Genomic DNA, 19,268 nt, shown 5'->3' on the forward strand with positions numbered 1-19,268 from the left:
GGGAGATGCGACATGGCCCGCATTGACCTCGTCGATCTCGCCCACTCTTACGGCGGCAATGATGCGCCGCAGGACAGCTTTGCGCTGAAGCCGGTGACCATGACCTGGCGGCAGGGCGGTGCTTACGCGCTGCTCGGGCCGTCCGGCTGCGGCAAGACCACGCTGCTCAACGTCATCTCCGGCATCATCACGCCGTCGCGGGGGAAAATCCTGTTCGACGGCCAGGACATCACACCGCTGTCAACCCAGAAGCGCAACATCGCCCAGGTGTTCCAGTTTCCGGTGATCTACGACACCATGACGGTGGGGCAGAACCTGGCGTTTCCGCTGAAGAACCGCGGCGTGCCGAAGGCCGAGATCGACAAGCGCGTCGCCGAGATCGGCCGCCTGCTCGATCTTGAGCCCTATCTCAATCGCAAGGCGACGCGCCTCACGGCGGATGCCAAGCAAAAAATCTCGCTCGGCCGTGGCCTGGTCCGCTCCGACGTCGCCGCCGTGCTGTTCGACGAGCCGCTGACCGTGATCGATCCCGAGCTGAAATGGCAGCTCCGCTCCAAGCTGAAGGCGCTGCATCGCGAGCTCGACCTGACGATGATCTACGTCACCCACGACCAGACCGAGGCGCTCACCTTTGCCGACACCGTTGTTGTCATGCATGACGGCCGCGTGGTGCAGAGCGGCACGCCCGCCGAGCTGTTCGACAAGCCGGCGCACACCTTCGTTGGCTATTTCATCGGCTCGCCCGGCATGAACATCCTGCCGGCCGAGGTGAAGGGTCGCGAGGCGCGCATCGGCGGGAATGTCATCGCGCTCAACCGCAGCTATGACAACCTGCCTGCCGGCGCCAAGATCGAGATCGGCGTGCGTCCGGAGTTCGTCGATGCCGTCGCGCCCGCACCCGGATTGCTCAGTGCGAAGATCGACCGCATCGACGACCTCGGCCGCATCCGCTTCGCACGCGTCCGCATCGGCGAGGCCAAGATCGCGGCGCGCGCGCCGGCGGGCTTCACCAGCGCGGACGGTATCGCCGGGCTGAAATTCGATCCGGCGCACGTCCACGTCTATGCCGACAGCCTTCTGGTGGAGGGAGCCGCCTGATGGACAAGACCGTCAACCAAAAAGCCTGGTTCCTGGTGCTGCCGGTGTTCCTGGTCGTGGCCTTCTCGGCGGTGCTGCCGCTGATGACGGTCGTGAACTATTCGATGCAGGACACCTTCGGCAACAACCAGTTCTTCTGGAACGGCGTCGGCTGGTTCAAGGAACTGCTCGATCCCTCGACCGATCTCGGCGGCCGGTTCCTCGCCTCGCTCGGCCGCAATCTGTTCTTCTCGATGGTGATCCTCGCGATCGAGGTGCCGCTCGGCATCGTCATCGCGCTGTCGATGCCGCGTCAGGGCTGGACGGTGGCGGCCTGCCTCGTCATCCTCGCGCTGCCGCTGCTGATTCCGTGGAACGTGGTCGGCACGATCTGGCAGATCTTCGGCCGGCCCGACATCGGTCTGATGGGCTATGTGCTCAATGCGATCGGCATCGACTACAACTACGTCTCCAACGCCGTCGATGCCTGGGTTACCGTCATCGTGATGGACGTCTGGCACTGGACCAGCCTGGTCGCGCTGCTGTGCTACGCCGGCCTGAAGTCGATCCCCGAGGCCTATTACCAGGCAGCTCAGATCGACGGCGCCTCGCGCTGGGCCGTGTTCAAGGCGATCCAGCTGCCGAAGATGAACCGCGTGCTCCTGATCGCCGTGCTGCTGCGCTTCATGGACTCGTTCATGATCTACACCGAGCCGTTCGTGGTGACGGGTGGCGGACCCGGCAACTCGACGACCTTCGTGTCGATCGAGCTCGTCAAGATCGCGCTCGGCCAGTTCGACCTCGGCAAGGCCGCGGCGCTCTCGCTGGTCTATAATCTGATCATCCTGATCGTCTGCTGGATCTTCTATACCGTCATGACCAATGCCGGCGCCGAACGCAAAGTCCAGGCCGAGACCGAGCCGGCAACGGAGCCCAAGCCTTCGGCCGTGCTCAAGCCCGTGACTGCACTCAAGCCAAAGGAAGGAGTGGCCTGATGCACTCAATTCCCGGCCGCCGCGTCATCATGGCGCTGTTTCTGATCTTCCTGTTGTTGCCGATCTACTGGCTCGTCAACATGAGCTTCAAGACCAACGCAGAAATCGTCTCGACGATGACGCTGTGGCCACATGCGCCGACGCTGCAGCATTACAAACGCATCTTCACCGACGAGAGCTGGTACTCCGGCTACATCAACTCGCTCAAATACGTCGTCCTCAATACCATCATCTCGATCTCGGTGGCGCTGCCCGCGGCCTACGCGTTCTCGCGCTACCGCTTCCTCGGCGACAAGCACCTGTTCTTTTGGCTGCTGTCGAACCGCATGGCCCCGGCGGCGGTCTATGCGCTGCCGTTCTTCAACCTCTATTCGGCCATCGGCCTGTTCGATACGCCGTGGGCGGTCGCGCTCGCGCATTGCATCTTCAACGTTCCGCTGGCGGTGTGGATCCTCGAAGGCTTCGTCTCCGGCGTGCCGCGCGAGATCGACGAGACCGCCTTCCTCGACGGCTATTCCTTTCCGCGCTTCTTCATCAGGATACTGGTGCCGCTGATCGCGAGCGGCATCGGCGTCGCCGCCTTCTTCTGCTTCATGTTTTCCTGGGTCGAGCTCCTGCTCGCGCGGACGCTGACCTCGGTGCAGGCAAAACCGATCGCGGCGATCATGACGCGTACGGTGTCGGCTGCGGGCATGGACTGGGGTCTGCTGGCCGCGGCCGGCGTGCTTACCATCATCCCGGGTGCCCTCGTGATCTGGTTCGTCCGCAATTACATCGCGAGCGGTTTCGCGCTCGGTCGGGTCTAGGGAGGCATCGATGGAATCTATTGCATGGATGGCCTGGACGCTGCCGACCGCGATCTTCTTCGTGGCGCTCGCCTGCACCCTCGCGGTCATGACGTACCTTGCCGCGGTCAATCCGGAAGCCGAGCGAGTCGGCGTGCTCAGCATTCCGACGACGCGGGGCGACCGCCTCTTCATCTCCCTGATCACGGCGGCCGTCATCCACCTTCTGTGGATCGCCTTCGCCGGCACCGATACACTCGCCACCCTGCCGATCGGCGAGGAAGGTTTTGAGATTTCGAGCCTCTGGCTCGCAAGTGGAATTTCGCTGGCCACGGCCGTGCTCATTTTTCGCACGGTCTGAAGCTCGCGAAGGGACGGCCAGATCCGGGGGCAACCCGGGCCTGTATAAAATTTTGTCGCTGCAACGGAGGAACAACATGCGACAGTTTAGGAGAAGGAAAGGTCCATTGACCAAGAATAGCTTTCTGACCATGTCCAGCGCCGCCGCCATCGTTGCGGTGTCGTTCGCCGTCTCGGCGCCGGTCCGCGCCGCCGACGACGCCGCGATCCAGAAGTGGATTGCGGAATTCCAGCCCTCGACGCTGTCGAAGGACGAGCAGAAGAAGGAGCTGGAGTGGTTCGCCAAGGCCGCCGAGCCCTTCAAGGGCATGGAGATCAACGTCGTCTCCGAGACCATTGCGACCCACGAATACGAGTCGCAGACGCTGGCAAAGGCGTTCTCCGAGCTCACCGGCATCAAGCTCAAGCACGACATCATCCAGGAAGGTGACGTCGTCGAGAAGCTGCAGACGCAGATGCAGTCCGGCAAGAACGTCTATGACGGCTGGATCAACGATTCCGATCTGATCGGCACGCACTTCCGCTACGGCCAGACCATCGCACTGTCGGATTACATGACCGGCGAGGGCAAGGACGTCACCGATCCCCAGCTCGACGTCAACGACTTCATCGGCAAGTCGTTCGGCACCGCGCCAGACGGCAAGCTCTATCAGCTGCCCGACCAGCAGTTCGCGAACCTCTATTGGTTCCGCTACGACTGGTTCACCAACCCGGACTACAAGGCCAAGTTCAAGGCCAAGTATGGCTACGAGCTCGGCGTGCCCGTGAACTGGTCCGCGTATGAAGACATCGCCGAGTTCTTCACCAACGACATCAAGGAGATCAACGGCGTCAAGGTCTACGGCCATATGGACTATGGCAAGAAGGATCCCTCGCTCGGATGGCGTTTCACCGACGCCTGGCTGTCGATGGCCGGCAACGGTGACAAGGGCATTCCGAACGGTCTGCCGGTCGACGAATGGGGCATCCGCATGGAAGGCTGCCGTCCGGTCGGCTCCTCGGTCGATCGCGGTGGCGACACCAACGGTCCGGCCGCGGTCTACTCGATCACGAAGTATCTGGAGTGGATGAAGAAGTATGCCCCGCCGCAGGCTCAGGGCATGACCTTCTCCGAATCCGGTCCCGTGCCGGCGCAGGGCAACATCGCCCAGCAGATGTTCTGGTACACCGCCTTCACCGCCGACATGGTGAAGCCCGGCATCGCCGTGATGAACGCGGACGGTACGCCGAAGTGGCGTATGGCTCCGTCGCCGCACGGCTCGTACTGGAAGGAAGGCATGAAGCTCGGCTACCAGGACGCCGGCTCGCTCACGCTGTTGAAGTCGACCCCGGCTGACCGCCGCAAGGCGGCCTGGCTCTATCTCCAGTTCATCGTTTCCAAGACGGTGTCGCTGAAGAAGAGCCATGTCGGTCTCACCTTCATTCGTGAATCCGACATCTGGGACAAGTCGTTCACCGAGCGTGCGCCGAAGCTCGGCGGCCTGATCGAGTTCTACCGCTCGCCCGCGCGCGTGCAGTGGACCCCGACCGGCAACAACGTGCCTGACTATCCGAAGCTCGCGCAGCTCTGGTGGCAGAACATCGGCGATGCGTCGTCCGGTGCGAAGACGCCGCAAGCCGCGATGGATGCACTCGCGGCTGCTCAGGACTCCGTCATGGAGCGCCTCGAGAAGTCCGGCGTGCAGGGCGCCTGCGGTCCGAAGCTGCACAAGAAGGAGACCGCCGAGTACTGGTACGCCAAGGCCCAGAAGGACGGCACCATCGCGCCGCAGCGCAAGCTCGCCAACGAGAAGCCGAAGGGTGAGACGGTCGACTACGACACGCTGATCAAGTCGTGGCCGGCGTCCCCGCCCAAGCGCGCGGAAGCGAAGTAAGCGGCGCGTAGCGTCATCAACACGAAAGGCCGGGAGCGATCCCGGCCTTTTTCTTTTGGTGAGTTAGGCGCTGTCCCCGCATCGTCATTGCGAGCGCAGCGAAGCAATCCAGAGTCTTTCCACGGAGGCAGTCTGGATTGCTTCGTCGCTACAGTGCAAAATTGCTTTGCAATTTTGTCACGAGCTCCTCGCAATGACGGAGGATGGAGCGACGGCGCAGCCTTACTCCGCCGGCTCGGCCGCGAGCGTCGGGTAATCCGTGTAGCCCTTGGCGCCACCGCCGTAGAACGTGTTCTTGTCCCAATCGTTCAGCGCCGCGCCCGTCTTCAGCCGCTCGACGAGGTCGGGGTTGGAGATGAACGGCTTGCCGAAGGCAATGAGATCGGCCGCGTTCGCGTCCAGCACCTTGGTGGCGAGATCGAAGTCGTAGCCGTTGTTGGCGATGTAGGCGCCGGTGAAGCGCTTGCGCAGGCCCGCATAGTCGAACGGGGCGATGTCGCGCGGGCCGCCGGTGGCGCCTTCGACCACGTGCAGATAGACCAGCTTGAGTGCGTTGAGACCGTCGACGATGTGATCGAACAAGGCCTGCGGATTGGAGTCGGAGAGGTCGTTGGCCGGCGTCACCGGCGAGATGCGGATGCCGGTGCGGACGGCGCCGGCCTCGGCGGCAACAGCCTTGGAGACCTCGAGCATCAGCCGCGCGCGGTTTTCGATGGAGCCGCCGTAAGCATCGGTGCGCTTGTTGGCGCCGTCCCTCGCGAACTGGTCGAGCAGATAGCCGTTGGCGCCGTGGATCTCGACGCCGTCGAAACCGGCCTCGAGCGCATTCTTCGTGGCGCGCTTGAAGTCGTCGATGATGCCGGGAATTTCGGAGAGCTCGAGCGCGCGGGGTTCGGAGACGTCGGCGAAAGTGCCGTTGACGAAGGTCTTGCCCTTGGCGCGGATCGCGCTCGGCGCCACCGGGGCTGCGCCATTGGCCTGGAGATCGACATGCGAGATGCGGCCGACATGCCAGAGCTGGATGAAGATCTTGCCGTCGCGCTCATGCACGCGGTCGGTGACCTTACGCCAGCCGGTGACCTGGTCCTTGCTGTAGATGCCGGGCGTGTCCTGGTAGCCCTGGCCCTGCTGTGAGATCTGGCTCGCTTCGGTGACCAGGAGACCTGCGGAGGCGCGCTGGCCGTAATAATCGGCAGCAAGCGGGCTCGGCACGAACGTGCCGGGCGCGGCGCGGTTGCGCGTCAGCGGCGCCATCACGAGGCGGTTTGCCAGCGTGATCGGGCCGAGCTTGTAGGTCTCTAGCAATTTGGTCGGGCGGCTCATGGGAATGCTTCCAGGCGGTGACAGATCACGAACACTTGTGCATCGCGACAATCAGCGCAAGGGAGGAGCCATACGGAAAGTGCAGGCGAGCTACGCGGCTTGGTCCGCGTAGCATGATTCATGTGCGATCCCGGCCATGACAGCGGATTTGCGCTGCCACGGCCCGCGATCTCTCAGTTCGCGCCGAGGAAATCGCGCTTGCCGATCTCGACGCCGTTGTGACGCATGATGCCGTGAGCGGTGGTGGCGTGGAAATAGAAGTTCGGCAGCGAGACCCCGCTGAAGAACTGCTGGCCCTTGAGCGTCATGGTCCGGTCCGGGCCCGCCGGGAAGGTCACGTCCTTGGTGTCGGCGCCTTCGAACTGCTCCGGCTTGTACGATTTCACGTAGTCGATCGTCTTGGCGAGCCGCTGCTTCAGCTCCTCAAACGTCTTTTCCGTGTCGGGCATCGAAGGCACCTCGCTATGGGTCAGCCTGGCGCAGCCCTTGGCGGCGAAATCGCTGGCGAGCTGGATCTGCTTCGACAGCGGCAGCATGTCCGGGAAGAGGCGCGAGCCGAGCAGGACGCCCGGGTCGATCTTTTTGGCCGCGCAATGCGCCTCGGCTTTCGTGAGCAGACCGGTCAGGCTGTTCAGCATTTGCAAGTACGCGGGGACGACGGCGTCGTGGAAGGACATGTGATGCTCGCTTGTGAATGGAAAATCTCAGGAGAAACCTGAGCCACTCACATGGGAGCATCACGGAAAATTACAATCGCGAGAGCGGCTTGTGCGGTGCGAAAATTCTACCGGATCATCCCCGCCGGCTGCGCCTGGGCCGTGCCGCCGCGCATCCGCACGAGCAGCTCGGCGGTCGGCCAGGAATCGGCGGGCAGGCCGTATTTGATCTGCATCGCCTTCACGGCGGCGCGGCTCTGCTGGCCCAGCACGCCATCGACCTTGCCGACATTGAAGCCGGCCTGGACCAGGAGCTGCTGCAATTGCTTGAGCTCGTTGAACGGCAGTTGCGCGACCGGTTGGGCCGGCTTGCGCATCGGAGCCGCACCGGCGATGCGCGTGGCGAGATAACCCGCGGTGGTCGAATAGATCAGCGAATTATTCCACTCGGTGTAAGCCGCGAAATTCGCATACGCCATGAAGGCCGGACCAAAGCGTCCCATCGGCAACAGCACGGACGCCGCGAGATTGTCGTTCGGCAGCGGCCGGCCGTCGGGATAGGTGACCCCCAACTGCGCCCATTTCGAGCGCGGCTGCTGCACGGTGAGGTCGGTCTGATCCCAGGGCAGGTTCTGCGGCACCTTGATCTCTTCGAGCCACGGCTCGCCGCGCCGCCACTTCAATCCGTTGGCGATGTAGTTCGCGGTCGAGCCGATCACGTCGTCCTCGCTGCGCAAGAGATCGCGCCGTCCATCGCCGTCATAGTCGACGGCGTAGTTGACGTAATGCACGGGCAGGAATTGCGTCTGCCCGAGCTCGCCGGCCCAGGAGCCGACCATCTCGTCGGGTGTGAGATCGCCACGGTCGATGATCTTCAGCGCGGCGATGGTCTCGTTCACGAACATCTCCGAGCGGCGGCAGTCATAGGCCAGCGACACCAACGATTTCAGCGTCGGCAGATTGCCCATGTTGACGCCGAAATCGCTCTCGAGGCCCCAGAACGCGGCGATCACCGCCGGCGGCACGCCGTATTCCTTTTCGGCGCGCGCGAACGCAGCCGCGTGGCTCTTGATGTGCTGCTGGCCGTTCTGCATGCGATAGGGCGCGGCCATGCGGCCGGCAAATTCGGTGAAGAGCTGGCCGAACACGCGCTGGCCGCGGTCGCGATTGACGATGCCCTGATCGTAGACGAGGTAGGGCGAGGCTTCCGATATCGTCCGCTGCGACACGCCGGCGGTAACGGCCTGCTTTTTCACGTCGGCCAGGAAGCGATCGAAGCTCGCGCCATTGTGGCACGAGGCCGCGCGCGGCGACGGGGTTGTGGCTTTGGGCGCGATGGGCTTGGCGGGTGGTGGCGCGAACTGGGCGGAGGCGGGGAGGGCGAAGGCGAGCAGAGCGGCGGCCGCGATCGCAAATCGGGTCTGGAGCATGAGGTTTCCGGCGGGGAGAAGGGCGCGTGTGGAATCTTGCTAAAGCTTAAGTGAATTGAGCGCCTCAAACCATCCCTTCGTCATGGCCGGGCTTGTCCCGGCCATCCACGCCTTTCGGGCCTTGTGTAGAGGAAGAACGTGGATGCCCGGGCCTTCGCCGCGCCGAAGCGGCTTCGGCCGCGCAGGCGGGACAAGCCCGGGCATGACGGAAATGCAATGTTGGGCATAGCCGCGGCCCCGCGACGCACCTTGAAACCTTGCACCCGGGCCGGGGTCATCCCTACCTGAATAGCGCCGGCCGATGGCTCGCCCGCGGCCGCCCTGGGAGACGGCCATGAACTATCTTCGCACCGCAATGCTGCTCGCCGGCCTCACCGCCCTGTTCATGGGCGTCGGCTATCTGATCGGCGGCGCCACCGGCGCCATGATCGCGCTCGTCATTGCCGCCGCGACCAATCTCTTCACCTACTGGAACTCCGACCGCATGGTGCTCCGCATGTACGGCGCCCATGAGGTCGACCGCGCCAGCGCGCCGGAGCTGGTCGGGCTCGTCGCCGAGCTTGCGGGCCGCGCCTCGCTGCCGATGCCGCGTGTGTTCGTGATGGACGAGGCTCAGCCCAACGCGTTCGCGACCGGGCGCAACCCGCAGAATGCCGCGGTCGCCGTCACCACCGGCCTTGTGCATCAGCTCAGCCGCGAGGAACTTGCCGGCGTGATCGCGCACGAGCTCGCACATATCAAGCATCACGACACGCTGCTGATGACTGTTACCGCGACCATTGCCGGCGCGATCTCGATGCTGGCGCAGTTCGGCATGTTCTTCGGTGGCCATCGCGACAACAACGGCCCCGGCATCGTCGGCTCGATCCTGATGATGATCCTCGCCCCGATCGGCGCCATGCTGGTGCAGATGGCGATCAGCCGTACCCGCGAATATGCCGCGGACAATCTCGGCGCGCGCATTGCGGGCCAGCCGATGTGGCTGGCGTCGGCGCTGCTGAAGATCGAAGGCGCCGCGCATCAGGTCCCGAACTACGATGCCGAGAGAAACCCTGCGACCGCGCACATGTTCATCATCAACCCGCTGTCGGGCCATGGTGTGGACAATCTGTTCGCCACCCATCCTTCGACGCAGAACCGTATCGCGGCGCTCCAGCAGCTCGCGGCCGAGCTCGGCGCGCAGGCATCTCCGTCGGTCGGTGCCAACGAAAACTATCCGCCGCGGAGCCCGTGGGGGCAGTCGTCCTCACGCGGCCCTTCACCTGGTCCTTCCCGTGGCCCTTGGGGCTGATGCGGAACCGGCCGGAATCGCGCCCGGCTTTGTGACCAGCTTTTGTGACCTGGCGCACACAGGATGGTCCCGGCCGGTGTTAACACCATGGCGAGACTGTTCCTTCGAAAGGGGATGCGTGGCCGGTCCTCTGCCTGCCACGGTCGAAGATGACCAAAGCTGCGGTACCATTGTTGATCGTCCTGGGCGTGCTCATTGGCCTGTCCACGCACACGGTCGTCAATTGCGGGGACGAGGACGAGCCCGACATCTGCTCGGCGGTGATCGGATTCTCGCCGCTGCGGGGATCGCTGATCGCGTTCGCATATGAAGGGCGCGGACGGATCGCGTTGCGCCACGGCGACTGGCGGCGGGCGATCGCGGATTTCGACGAGGCCATCCACCTCAATCCCAACCGCGCCTCGCTGTATCGCGACCGGGCGCAGGCGCGCCGGCAGAACGGCGACCTGGAGCTTGCCATCGAGGATTACGACGAGGCGATCGCACATGATCCCAGGCACGCCGCGCCCTATCACCAGCGCGGTCTCGCGCTCGCCGCCACCGGCGATCTCGATCGCGCCATCCTGAGCTACAACACGGCGGTCCGTCTCGACCCGTCGGATGCGCAGGCCCGCCTCGACCGCGGCCTTGCATTCCTCGCCCGCGGCCAGGCCGACGACGCACGCGCCGATTTCGAAGCGGCTCTCGCGCTGCCGGCCGGCAAGGACGGCCGCACCCGCGACGCAGCCCGCGCCAAGCTCGCCGAGCTCGCGAGCGCCGAGCCGAACCAGGCGCCCGCGCCGAGGCGGTAGAGATATCTAGAGCCGCATTCGCCGCTGCAACCCTCTCCCCTTGCGGGAGAGGGTGGCTCGCCGCGATAGCGGCGAGACGGGTGAGGGGTATCTCTCCACGATTGATCCTCTCGCAGACGAGTACGCGGCTAGAACCCCTCATCCGGCGCCATAGCCGAAGCTTCGCTTCGGCGTTCTTAAGAACGGCGACCGAAGGCCGCCTATGCCACCTTCTCCCACAACAAGGGGAGAAGGAAGAAAGTGCGCGCTTACTTCGCTTTCTTGGCTTTGGCCTTCTTCGCCTTTTTCACCGGCTTCTCCTTCGCCTTCTTCTCCACCTTCGCCGGGATCGGCGTGCTGGCGACGAGGCGCATCGAGCGGGCGTAGCTGTCGGCGACGTTGTCGGCGGACATCTGGAGGCGCTTGGCGGCGGCGGTGGCCTGCTCCATCGTGGCCTTGGCCATCATCTTGAAGCGGTCGCCGGTCTCCTTGCCCTTGGCCTTGGCCGCAAGGCCGTTGAAGCGATCCCGGCGCTCCTTGGCGCGGGTCAAAAGGCCCGTATGCAGCTGTCTGGCCAGTTGCCGGATCACGACATCCAGGTCGGCGTCCGCCATGTTGTTCTATCCTCTTAAAACGGTATCGATGCGGGCGGGACTATGCAGATCGGGCCCCGCCTTGGCAATTCCCGGCGGTGCGTCATCCGCAGCTTCCGGTTACCAAACCAAAAAAGCCGCGCATTTTTGCGCGGCTTTCCGGGGTGGCTTGGCGCAGACGCCTTATTTCAGCGAGGCAACCGGTCCGCTCGCCGGTGCCGGATCGGGGTCGAAGCCGAACACGCCGACCAGATATTTGTAATAGTCCGGCATCTTCTCCTTGAGCGCCTCGCGCGACTTCGGGTCGTGGAATTCGCTCTTGCCGGCCAGGAAGATGCTGGCGGTCACGGCAAAGAATTCCATGGGATTCTTCATCGCATAGGATTCCTTGGGTAACATATCCTTGGACTTGGCAAGGGCGTAATAGCCGATCACGCCCTTGTTGGCGTAGCCGTCCGGCAACAGCCGCGCGTGATAGGCGTGCAGCAGCTCGTGCAGCAGCACGGCTTCCTTCTCGTAGCGCATCATGTCCGGCCGCAGCATGATCACGCCGAGGCCCGAATCGACCGCGAGGTCGACGGCGTTCGGATTGGTCCAGCGCTGCTTGTCGGGGTCCCAGACCGTCAGCGTCCGGGGTGCGGTGCGCTGGATGTCCGGCGTGACCCGGCCGTAGCATGCGGTCGCGGCGCCTTCGTCGAGGCAGGCGAGCTCGCTCGCGACGATCGGAACGGTGTGGAAGAAGCGCAGCACGCGCGGCGACAGGCCGGAAGCTTCGACGACGTCGATCTGCTGCTTCAGATTGTCGGTGAGCTTGTCGACGTCCTTGCGCTCGGAATTCTCCGTCAGGTCGAACATGTAGCCGCGGTAGCTCTGGAAGCCCGGCGGCAGCGCCTGCGCTGCCCCGGCCGACGCGTCGAGCGATCCGGCATGGGATGGATTGGCGAAGAGCGCGCCCACAACGGTCGCGGTCAGCAGCAGCGCAACGCGCATGATGAACCCCCTGATGTCACTTCACCCGGCAGAATAGGCCGTCGCCGTTTGCGAAAAGTGAGTGGGGCGAGACTAAGGCACCGATGTTGAGGCGTGCTTAACCGTTGGTTGCAGATCGCGGGAATGGATTAGTGCCGGGTTAACCAAGCGTGGATTGGTCGCGCGCTTCGGCGTAGGATCGAAGCCGGGCACATGCCCGACAGCAATAGCCGGAGGAGGATGCCATGTATGCCGCCATCCGTCAGGCCAAGGCGAAAAGCGGGAGCGCCGAAGAGCTGGCGCGCCGCATCAAGGACGGCGCCGTTCCGATCATCAGCGACGTCGAGGGTTTCCGTGCCTACTACGTCGTCTATGCCGGCGACGACACGGTCACCGCGATCTCCATCTTCGACAAGTTCGAGCAGGCGGAGGAGGCGAACCGGCGCGCGATCGCCTGGATCGAGAAGGATCTGGGGCCGCTGCTTGCAGGGCATGCGAGCGCCGCAGCCGGGCCGGTGATTGTGCATACGCTGGCGTAGTTGGACGGATCGCTCTCGCCTCACACTCAACTGTCATCGCCCGGCTTGACCGGGCGATCCAGTACCCCGAGACGGCTGTGATCGAACCGATAAGCCGCGGCGTACTGGATGCCCCGCCTTCGCGGGCATGACAGCGGTGGGTGTGGCTTGCGCCTTCCGCCAAAGGCGTAGCCGTGCCCCTCACAACTCCCGTGCATTCGAGAACGCGAAACTCGACACCCGTCTTGTCGTTTCGTCCAAAATCAGCGTGCGCGTGATCGGCGGCTCGGCGCGCTGGGCGCAGTTTTCGCGTTCGCAGAGGCGGCAGTTGACGCCGATCGGCGTGCCCTCCGTTTTCTCCAAATCCAGGCCGGAGGCGTAGACGAGGCGGGCGGCGTGACGGATCTCGCAGCCGAGGCCGATGGCGAAGCGCGGCTGCGGCAGCGGATGCGGCGCGACTGGGCGTCGCACCATCTGCGCGATCGAGAAATAGCGCGTGCCGTCGGACAGCTCGATCACCTGCTTCAACAGGCGATCCGGCGTGTCGAAGGTCGAGTGCACGTTCCACAACGGACAGGTGCCGCCGAATTTCGAGAACGGGAACGTGCCGGAGGAAAAGCGTTTCGACACGTTGCCGGCATTGTCGACGCGCAGCAGGAAGAACGGAATGCCGCGCGCGTTCGGCCGTTGCAGCGTGGTGAGGCGATGGCAGACCTGCTCGAAGCCGGAATTGAAGCGCTGCGCCAGCACGTGGATGTCGTAGTTCAAGGCCTCCGCCGCGGCGAGGAAGGCCGGGTATGGCATCATCACGGCCGCCGCAAAATAGTTGGCGAGCGTGATGCGGAACAGGCGGCGTGGCGCGTCGTCGAGCGGGCCGGCGCGGCCGATGATGGTCTCCAGGGCTTGCGCGCATTCGCCCAGGCCCAGCTGGAAGGCGAGCTGGAACGCGCGGCCCGGTGGATCGACCAGCTCGGAGATCAGGAGCTGGCGGCGATGGCGGTCGAAACGCCTGAGCGTCTCGCGCATCACGTCGACCGGCATGATGCGGGTCTGGATCGAATGCTTTTCGCGCAGGCGTGCGGATAGCGCGGCATAGAGTCCTTCGGCCGGCACGTTCAGTTCGTCGCGAAGCGTCTCCGCGGCCTGCTCCAGCTCCGGAAAATAATTGCGGTTGGCCTCGATCAGCTCGCGCACGCGCTCGACGGGATTGGCCTCATAGCGCGTGCCGACGTCGCGGTCGGCCATGTGCGCCGCGGCCAAGGTCTCGCCCTGGCGGGCCTCGGCATAAGCGGCATAGAGCCGTTGCAGCGCATGGGTGACGCCGGGACAGAGCTCGGCAAGGTCGCGCAGTTCCTGCTTGGGAACGTCGATCTGGCGGAACAGCGGATCGGAGAAGATCTCGTTCAGCTCGGCGAAGAAGCGGTCCTCGTCGGCGGTCGCGAGGTCGCGCAGGTCGAGGTCATAGGTCTCGGCCAGCCGCAGCAGGATCTGCGCCGTCACCGGGCGCTGGTTGCGCTCGATCAGGTTGACATAGCTCGGCGAGATCCCGAGCCCCTCGGCGATCTGCGTCTGTGACAGCCCCAATTGCTGCCGGATCCGCCGGAAGCGCGGGCCGACGAACAGCTTTTTCCCCGAGACGGCGGGCATTTTCTGATCTCCCAAGGGTACGACAAGCGCATCAAGGACAGTCTTATTGACCTATATTCTTTACAAGATTTACAAAATAACATCTATTACATGTTCTGATGTTACATGACATCACCATTCGAATACAAGGCCTCTGTACGAACTTCGCTTTCTGGCGTTTAGCTCATGACACGCATTTCGCAATGCACTGTCAAAAATGTCGATGACAAGTTGAGTTGTCATCAGCGAAAGGATCGAGCAGATGAATTACCAGCCCCGTGGCATCAACGCCCTGCAGAGCCCGGCCTCGTATCAGAGCGAGATCGAGGCAGCCCAGGCGCTCCTCAAGACCCAGCCGACCTGGAACGGGGTGTCGGCCGAGGCCGTCGCGCGCATGCGCCTGCAGAACCGCTTCAGGACCGGCCTGGACATCGCCCGCTACACCGCGGCTTTGATGCGGGCCGACATGGCGGCCTATGACAACGATCCGACCAAGTACACCCAGTCGCTGGGCTGCTGGCACGGCTTCATCGCGCAGCAGAAGCTGATCTCGGTCAAGAAGCACTTCGGCGGCAAGACCGATCGCACCTATCTGTACCTGTCCGGCTGGATGATCGCGGCGCTGCGCTCCGAATTCGGCCCGCTACCCGACCAGTCGATGCACGAGAAGACCTCGGTGCCCGCCCTGATCGAGGAGCTCTACACCTTCCTGCGTCAGGCCGACTCGCGCGAGCTGAACGACATCTTCCGCAGCCTCGACAAGGCGCGCAAGGAAGGCGACAAGACCAGGGAGAAGGAGCTGATCGAGAAGATCGACAACTTCCAGACCCATGTCGTGCCCGTCATCGCCGACATCGACGCGGGCTTCGGCAACGCGGAGGCGACCTATCTGCTCGCCAAGAAGATGATCGAAGCGGGCGCCTGCGCGCTCCAGATCGAGAACCAGGTCTCGGACGAGAAGCAGTGCGGCCACCAGGACGGCAAGGTCACCGTGCCGCACGAGGTGTTCCTGGCGAAGATCCGCGCCTGCCGCCATGCTTTCCTTGAGCTCGGCATCGAAGACGGCGTCGTCGTGACCCGCACCGACTCGCTCGGCGCCGGCCTGACGCAGCAGATTGCCGTCAGCCACAAGCCCGGCGACCTCGGCGATCAGTACAACAGCTTCCTCGATTGCGAGGAAATCACGCCGGAGAACGCCCGCAACGGTGACGTCATCATCAACCGTAACGGCAAGATGATGCGTCCGAAGCGCTTGCCCAGCAATCTCTACCAGTTCCGTCCCGGCACCGGCGAAGACCGCTGCGTGCTCGACAGCATCACCTCGCTGCAGAACGGCGCGGACCTGCTCTGGATCGAGACCGAGAAGCCGCATATCGAGCAGATCGCCAAGATGGTCGACCGGATCCGCAAGGTGGTTCCGAACGCGAAGCTGGCCTACAACAACTCGCCGTCGTTCAACTGGACGCTCAACTTCCGTTGGCAGGTCTACGACGCGATGAAGGAAGCCGGCCAGGACGTCAGCAAGTACAACCGTGCCGAGCTGATGAAGCCGGAATACGACGACACGCCGCTGGCGAAGGAAGCTGACGAGCGCATCCGCACCTTCCAGGCCGACTCAGCCAAGCGTGCCGGCATCTTCCATCACCTGATCACGTTGCCGACCTACCACACGGCAGCACTCTCGACCGACAATCTGGCGAAGGAATATTTCGGCGACCAGGGCATGCTCGGCTACGTGAAGAACGTGCAGCGCGCCGAGATCCGCCAGGGCATCGCCTGCGCCAAGCATCAGAACATGGCCGGCTCCGACATCGGCGACGACCACAAGGAGTACTTCGCCGGCGAGGCTGCCCTGAAGGCGGGCGGCGCCCACAACACGATGAACCAGTTCGGCTAACGCACCACGCTATCCAAGAGGAGACTGACAATGACCAAAGGCAGCAATTTCTGGGTGATCGGCGGCGAGTTCGGTTCGATGAACTTCCACAAGCTCGTGGAAGGCTCCGCCCAGGTGCAGGGTCCGTTCAAGACCCGCAAGGAAGCCGAGGATGCCTGGCGCTCGGTCTCGGAAGAGAACCGCCACAAGGCCGGCGTCCGCTTCTCGATCGTGGAAGAGCCGTCGCGGGTCTCGGCCTGACGGCTGCCTGACTAATTAAGAAGACGTCCAAGGACGGAGGGTCCCATTCGGCGCAAGCCGGGTGGGATCGTCTGTTTTTGGCACAGGTGAGAGCCTGTGGGCACCGTAAGTATCTGGAATTGTGAGCCCTTTGCGGACCGTTTGGTTGCTGATAGGTTAATGGAGGAAAGTCGAGGACGAGGCCGACAATGTCAGAGCCTGAGACCAGCGGGACCCATCCCAGCCAGCCGCGCCCGGTACGGCTGCGCGACGCGCTGCTGCGCGCACGGATCGAGGCCGCCGACCGGACCGGTGTGGTCGTCGATTTGCGCGACGCGGAGGTGGCGCGGCTGGAGATCCTCAACGACGCGCTCGATCCCCTGTTCGCGCAGGTGCCCGACCAGATCGACCTGTTCGATCGCGGCATCAGCCAGGGCGATACGCCCAGGCTCTGGATCGATGTCGTCGCACACATCATGATGGGGCGCGACAAGCGGATGTATCGCTTCGTCCAGGACACCCGCTTCGGCCGCATCGTGCTCGCCGAATCGCACGACACCGCAATGATCGTCGAAGCCGTGACCGACTACGTCGCCCGCCGCATGATCGAGCGCGAGCACGCCATGGTGGTGCCATCAGAGCCGAAGCCCGCGGCCGCCGAGCCGCCGCGCCGCTCGCGCCTCTGGCCGTTCGTGTTCGGATTCATTTTCGGCGCGGCGGCCTTGTTCGGCCTCGCCGTGCTGGCGGCCCTGCGGAGCTGGTGAGACGCCCTCCGCCGTCATTGCGAGCGCAGCGAAGCAATCCAGGAATCTTTCCGCGGAGAGACTCTGGATTGCTTCGCGGAGCCTGTCATCGGGCCGCGCTTCGCGCGGACCCGTTGGCTCGCAATGACGGCGAACTAGATCAGCCTTGCCTGCTTGATCTGCCGGATCTGAAATCCGGATCCGAGGCCCCGCACGGTCTGCTCGCAGCGCCAGCCGGCATTGTCTTTCTCGATCGTGAACAGGTTATACGCTGCCGCCGGGTAGCGCCCGTGGGCGAGCGCGGAGGCCGACGGCACGCCGACCGCGGGGATGTTGCCGTTGGGGCCCTCGAACCACATCGTCGAATGAATGTGGTCGTGCCCGTGCAGGATCAGCTCGACGCCGTGACGCTTGATCAGTGCCAGCAGCGCACCCGCATCGGTCATCCGTTTCTGGCGCGCGCCGGACTTCAGGGGATGATGTACCAGCAGCACGCGGAAAGCGTCCTCGGCAGCGAGGCGGTCGAGGACCGCTTCGAGGGACGCGAGCTGATCGCGGCCGAGCGTGCCCGTCGCCATCAGCGGCAGGGTCGGCACCGCCGTGGACAGGCTGATCAGCGCGAGCGGCCCGCGCCGGCGTACGCCCGGAAAGCCGACGCTGCCGTCATCGCCAGTGAGATAAGGCGCAAACGTCTCGCCGAAGCGGTGAGAGGTGGCGCGGACATAGGCATCGTGATTGCCGGGAATGGTGGTGACGCGGTCGGGCGGACCGACGCCGTCGAGCCAGGCGCGCGCCGGCGCGAACTCCGCCTCCAGTGCCAGATTGACGAGATCGCCTGTGACCGCGATGTGGTCGGGCGTCTGCGCCTGGACGTCGGCGACGAGCGCGTCGAGCACCTCGCGGCGCTGGTACTTGTGGCGGCTGCGCGTCCAGTTGACGTAGCCGAGCGCGCGCTTGCCCGCGAGTTCGATCAGCCGTGGCTTCGGCAACGGCGGCAGATGCGGGTCGGACAGATGGGCGAGCGTGAAGGGGGCCATGGCGCGCGATTGCCTCGCTATTCGTCCGCTGTAATGGCAAGGTCGCGAGGACTGTGCAAGCGGGGCCCCGGGCAGGGGCCTCTTGGGAGTCTTCTCGGGAGTTTCTTTGGGAGCCTGATGGGGGATCGTCTGAACCGCGTCCGACGGACATTCGAACCGCTGCTGCGGCAAATTTTCCACGCCTATTTCCTGCTTGTCCGCGGCATGACGCTCGGCGTCCGCGCCGTGGTGCTGGATTCCGAGAACCGGGTGTTCCTGGTCAGGCACAGCTACATCACCGGCTGGTATCTGCCCGGCGGCGGCGTCGATCTCGGCGAGACCATGGAGCAGGCGATGCGGCGCGAGCTCAAGGAGGAAGGGGACATCGATCTCACCGGTGACGCGGTGCTGCACGGCATCTTCCTCAACAGCCACGTCTCCCGCCGCGACCACGTCGCGGTCTACGTGGTCAGGCAGTTCAAACAGGATCGCGTCCCTGAGCCCAACCACGAGATCGTCGAATGCGGATTCTTCGCGATCAATGCGCTGCCCGAGGGCACCACGCACGGCACGCGGCAAAGGCTCGCGGAAGTGCTGGATGGCAAGCCGCCGACCGCGACGTGGCGGTGAGGAGATTTGGCGTTGAAGCGATCTGACGTTGAAGCGATCCGGCCGAATCCTCAAGCCCGAACCGGCTGCCCGATCCCCAGCAAGTTACCTTCGCTGTCGCGGAACCAGGCGCCCCGCTCGCCAGTACCCTTCTCGGATAGTTTCCCGCGATCTCCGCAATTCCATCGACGGTCTTCAAGCCGGGCAAATCATAGTCCTCGAACGCGACGCCGCGTGTGCGAAGTTCGCGCACAGTTGCCTCGATATCCTCGACTTCCCACCCCATTTGCGTGTGCGTGCCGGATTGCGTGCCGGCCGAGACGAATATCGCAAACTCGCCGGCCGCACAGACGTAACGGAGCCCACCCTCGCGCTGTTCGACCGGCTCGAGCCCGAGCTTTTCCGAATAGAACGCCCGCGCGCGGTCGAGGTCTTTGGCTGGAAGCCGGGTTGCCACTTTCGCGTTCTTCAGCATGCCCGCTCTCCCTGTCTTTGCCTCGCGACGACGCTGGATTTC

20 protein-coding genes are annotated in these 19,268 nt (G+C 64.1%); 12 read left to right on the plus strand and 8 right to left on the minus strand.

Annotated elements, in window-relative coordinates:
- The first annotated feature begins 12 nt into the window (after positions 1-12).
- The 5 genes from J4G43_RS13345 to J4G43_RS13365 all read left to right on the plus strand — a co-directional run bounded on the left by J4G43_RS13345 (position 13) and on the right by J4G43_RS13365 (position 5,091).
- The gene (locus J4G43_RS13345; protein ID WP_208085079.1) at positions 13-1,098 is read left to right on the plus strand and encodes an ABC transporter ATP-binding protein; all 1,086 of its coding nucleotides are present in this window, start codon (positions 13-15) and stop codon (positions 1,096-1,098) included.
- The gene (locus J4G43_RS13350; protein ID WP_166350160.1) at positions 1,098-2,072 is read left to right on the plus strand and encodes a carbohydrate ABC transporter permease; all 975 of its coding nucleotides are present in this window, start codon (positions 1,098-1,100) and stop codon (positions 2,070-2,072) included. Before J4G43_RS13345 ends, J4G43_RS13350 begins: the two co-directional genes overlap by 1 nt.
- Entirely contained in the window at positions 2,072-2,878 is an 807-nt protein-coding gene (locus J4G43_RS13355) for a carbohydrate ABC transporter permease (protein WP_063985185.1), read from the plus strand. The genes J4G43_RS13350 and J4G43_RS13355 overlap by 1 nt, the downstream gene beginning before the upstream one ends.
- A 10-nt stretch (positions 2,879-2,888) precedes the next feature.
- Complete coding sequence (locus J4G43_RS13360) at positions 2,889-3,218, plus strand: DUF2160 domain-containing protein (protein WP_085398528.1); 330 nt, start codon at positions 2,889-2,891, stop codon at positions 3,216-3,218.
- Between the two features lie 130 nt (positions 3,219-3,348).
- Complete coding sequence (locus tag J4G43_RS13365; protein ID WP_208089314.1) at positions 3,349-5,091, plus strand: ABC transporter substrate-binding protein; 1,743 nt, start codon at positions 3,349-3,351, stop codon at positions 5,089-5,091.
- A 222-nt stretch (positions 5,092-5,313) separates the two neighbouring features.
- On the opposite strand, the gene J4G43_RS13370 is transcribed toward J4G43_RS13365, so the two are convergent.
- The 3 genes from J4G43_RS13370 to J4G43_RS13380 form a co-directional block, all read right to left on the minus strand.
- Positions 5,314-6,414: an alkene reductase gene (locus tag J4G43_RS13370; protein WP_208085080.1), complete on the minus strand. Its 1,101-nt coding sequence runs from the start codon at positions 6,412-6,414 to the stop codon at positions 5,314-5,316.
- Positions 6,415-6,587: 173 nt separating this feature from the next.
- Complete coding sequence (locus tag J4G43_RS13375) at positions 6,588-7,091, minus strand: DUF1993 domain-containing protein (protein ID WP_063985181.1); 504 nt, start codon at positions 7,089-7,091, stop codon at positions 6,588-6,590.
- 107 nt (positions 7,092-7,198) lie between these two features.
- A complete protein-coding gene (locus tag J4G43_RS13380) occupies positions 7,199-8,500 on the minus strand; it encodes a lytic murein transglycosylase (RefSeq protein ID WP_208085081.1) in 1,302 nt (433 codons plus the stop codon).
- A 334-nt stretch (positions 8,501-8,834) separates the two neighbouring features.
- Between J4G43_RS13380 and htpX the strand changes: the two genes are divergently transcribed.
- On the plus strand, positions 8,835-9,791 hold the full coding sequence (gene htpX, locus J4G43_RS13385) for a zinc metalloprotease HtpX (protein ID WP_063985179.1): 957 nt from the start codon (positions 8,835-8,837) through the stop codon (positions 9,789-9,791).
- A gap of 149 nt (positions 9,792-9,940) precedes the next feature.
- Complete coding sequence (locus J4G43_RS13390) at positions 9,941-10,582, plus strand: tetratricopeptide repeat protein (protein ID WP_028158277.1); 642 nt, start codon at positions 9,941-9,943, stop codon at positions 10,580-10,582.
- Positions 10,583-10,830: 248 nt separating this feature from the next.
- On the opposite strand, the gene J4G43_RS13395 is transcribed toward J4G43_RS13390, so the two are convergent.
- Both J4G43_RS13395 and J4G43_RS13400 read right to left on the minus strand, forming a co-directional pair.
- Positions 10,831-11,175 (minus strand): hypothetical protein, encoded by a 345-nt coding sequence (locus tag J4G43_RS13395; protein WP_063985177.1) that lies wholly within the window; start codon positions 11,173-11,175, stop codon positions 10,831-10,833.
- A gap of 162 nt (positions 11,176-11,337) precedes the next feature.
- Complete coding sequence (locus tag J4G43_RS13400; protein ID WP_085402494.1) at positions 11,338-12,144, minus strand: hypothetical protein; 807 nt, start codon at positions 12,142-12,144, stop codon at positions 11,338-11,340.
- A 224-nt stretch (positions 12,145-12,368) separates the two neighbouring features.
- On the opposite strand from J4G43_RS13400, the gene J4G43_RS13405 reads away from it, so the two are divergent.
- Positions 12,369-12,662, plus strand: a complete 294-nt coding sequence (locus J4G43_RS13405) for an antibiotic biosynthesis monooxygenase (RefSeq protein ID WP_166084869.1) — start codon at positions 12,369-12,371, stop codon at positions 12,660-12,662.
- Between the two features lie 180 nt (positions 12,663-12,842).
- Here the strand turns inward: J4G43_RS13405 and J4G43_RS13410 are convergent, their stop codons facing one another.
- Entirely contained in the window at positions 12,843-14,288 is a 1,446-nt protein-coding gene (locus J4G43_RS13410; protein WP_063985175.1) for a helix-turn-helix domain-containing protein, read from the minus strand.
- Between the two features lie 241 nt (positions 14,289-14,529).
- Between J4G43_RS13410 and J4G43_RS13415 the strand changes: the two genes are divergently transcribed.
- The 3 genes from J4G43_RS13415 (at position 14,530) to J4G43_RS13425 (ending at position 17,147) form a co-directional block, all read left to right on the plus strand.
- Positions 14,530-16,164, plus strand: coding sequence for an isocitrate lyase (locus J4G43_RS13415; RefSeq protein ID WP_208085082.1), 1,635 nt, complete (start codon positions 14,530-14,532; stop codon positions 16,162-16,164).
- Between the two features lie 30 nt (positions 16,165-16,194).
- Positions 16,195-16,404 (plus strand): DUF4170 domain-containing protein, encoded by a 210-nt coding sequence (locus J4G43_RS13420; RefSeq protein ID WP_008137787.1) that lies wholly within the window; start codon positions 16,195-16,197, stop codon positions 16,402-16,404.
- A 188-nt stretch (positions 16,405-16,592) separates the two neighbouring features.
- Positions 16,593-17,147 carry a hypothetical protein gene (locus J4G43_RS13425; protein WP_028148626.1) on the plus strand — a complete coding sequence of 185 codons (555 nt, stop codon included), beginning with the start codon at positions 16,593-16,595 and terminating at the stop codon, positions 17,145-17,147.
- Between the two features lie 134 nt (positions 17,148-17,281).
- Here the strand turns inward: J4G43_RS13425 and J4G43_RS13430 are convergent, their stop codons facing one another.
- Positions 17,282-18,163: a metallophosphoesterase family protein gene (locus J4G43_RS13430; protein ID WP_208085083.1), complete on the minus strand. Its 882-nt coding sequence runs from the start codon at positions 18,161-18,163 to the stop codon at positions 17,282-17,284.
- A 117-nt stretch (positions 18,164-18,280) separates the two neighbouring features.
- On the opposite strand from J4G43_RS13430, the gene J4G43_RS13435 reads away from it, so the two are divergent.
- Positions 18,281-18,772 carry an NUDIX domain-containing protein gene (locus J4G43_RS13435; protein ID WP_208085084.1) on the plus strand — a complete coding sequence of 164 codons (492 nt, stop codon included), beginning with the start codon at positions 18,281-18,283 and terminating at the stop codon, positions 18,770-18,772.
- On the opposite strand, the gene J4G43_RS55930 is transcribed toward J4G43_RS13435, so the two are convergent.
- Positions 18,681-19,226, minus strand: a complete 546-nt coding sequence (locus J4G43_RS55930) for a VOC family protein (RefSeq protein ID WP_408581426.1) — start codon at positions 19,224-19,226, stop codon at positions 18,681-18,683. The genes J4G43_RS13435 and J4G43_RS55930 overlap by 92 nt on opposite strands.
- Positions 19,227-19,268: the final 42 nt, after the last annotated feature.

This window comes from Bradyrhizobium barranii subsp. barranii (genome assembly GCF_017565645.3).
GTDB classification, from domain to species: Bacteria; Pseudomonadota; Alphaproteobacteria; order Rhizobiales; family Xanthobacteraceae; genus Bradyrhizobium; species Bradyrhizobium barranii.

Coding starts and splice junctions, on each gene's coding strand:
- J4G43_RS13365 (WP_208089314.1), top strand. CDS start 3,349: ATGTCCAGCGCCGCCGCCATCGTTGCGGTGTCGTTCGCCGTCTCGGCG.
- J4G43_RS13345 (WP_208085079.1), top strand. CDS start 13: ATGGCCCGCATTGACCTCGTCGATCTCGCCCACTCTTACGGCGGCAAT.
- J4G43_RS13420 (WP_008137787.1), top strand. CDS start 16,195: ATGACCAAAGGCAGCAATTTCTGGGTGATCGGCGGCGAGTTCGGTTCG.
- J4G43_RS13390 (WP_028158277.1), top strand. CDS start 9,941: ATGACCAAAGCTGCGGTACCATTGTTGATCGTCCTGGGCGTGCTCATT.
- J4G43_RS13360 (WP_085398528.1), top strand. CDS start 2,889: ATGGAATCTATTGCATGGATGGCCTGGACGCTGCCGACCGCGATCTTC.
- J4G43_RS13430 (WP_208085083.1), bottom strand. CDS start 18,163: ATGGCCCCCTTCACGCTCGCCCATCTGTCCGACCCGCATCTGCCGCCG.
- J4G43_RS13405 (WP_166084869.1), top strand. CDS start 12,369: ATGTATGCCGCCATCCGTCAGGCCAAGGCGAAAAGCGGGAGCGCCGAA.
- J4G43_RS13370 (WP_208085080.1), bottom strand. CDS start 6,414: ATGAGCCGCCCGACCAAATTGCTAGAGACCTACAAGCTCGGCCCGATC.
- J4G43_RS13380 (WP_208085081.1), bottom strand. CDS start 8,500: ATGCTCCAGACCCGATTTGCGATCGCGGCCGCCGCTCTGCTCGCCTTC.
- J4G43_RS13415 (WP_208085082.1), top strand. CDS start 14,530: ATGAATTACCAGCCCCGTGGCATCAACGCCCTGCAGAGCCCGGCCTCG.
- J4G43_RS13375 (WP_063985181.1), bottom strand. CDS start 7,091: ATGTCCTTCCACGACGCCGTCGTCCCCGCGTACTTGCAAATGCTGAAC.
- J4G43_RS13395 (WP_063985177.1), bottom strand. CDS start 11,175: ATGGCGGACGCCGACCTGGATGTCGTGATCCGGCAACTGGCCAGACAG.
- J4G43_RS13435 (WP_208085084.1), top strand. CDS start 18,281: ATGGGGGATCGTCTGAACCGCGTCCGACGGACATTCGAACCGCTGCTG.
- J4G43_RS13425 (WP_028148626.1), top strand. CDS start 16,593: ATGTCAGAGCCTGAGACCAGCGGGACCCATCCCAGCCAGCCGCGCCCG.
- J4G43_RS55930 (WP_408581426.1), bottom strand. CDS start 19,226: ATGCTGAAGAACGCGAAAGTGGCAACCCGGCTTCCAGCCAAAGACCTC.
- J4G43_RS13350 (WP_166350160.1), top strand. CDS start 1,098: ATGGACAAGACCGTCAACCAAAAAGCCTGGTTCCTGGTGCTGCCGGTG.
- J4G43_RS13410 (WP_063985175.1), bottom strand. CDS start 14,288: ATGCCCGCCGTCTCGGGGAAAAAGCTGTTCGTCGGCCCGCGCTTCCGG.
- J4G43_RS13400 (WP_085402494.1), bottom strand. CDS start 12,144: ATGCGCGTTGCGCTGCTGCTGACCGCGACCGTTGTGGGCGCGCTCTTC.
- J4G43_RS13355 (WP_063985185.1), top strand. CDS start 2,072: ATGCACTCAATTCCCGGCCGCCGCGTCATCATGGCGCTGTTTCTGATC.
- htpX (WP_063985179.1), top strand. CDS start 8,835: ATGAACTATCTTCGCACCGCAATGCTGCTCGCCGGCCTCACCGCCCTG.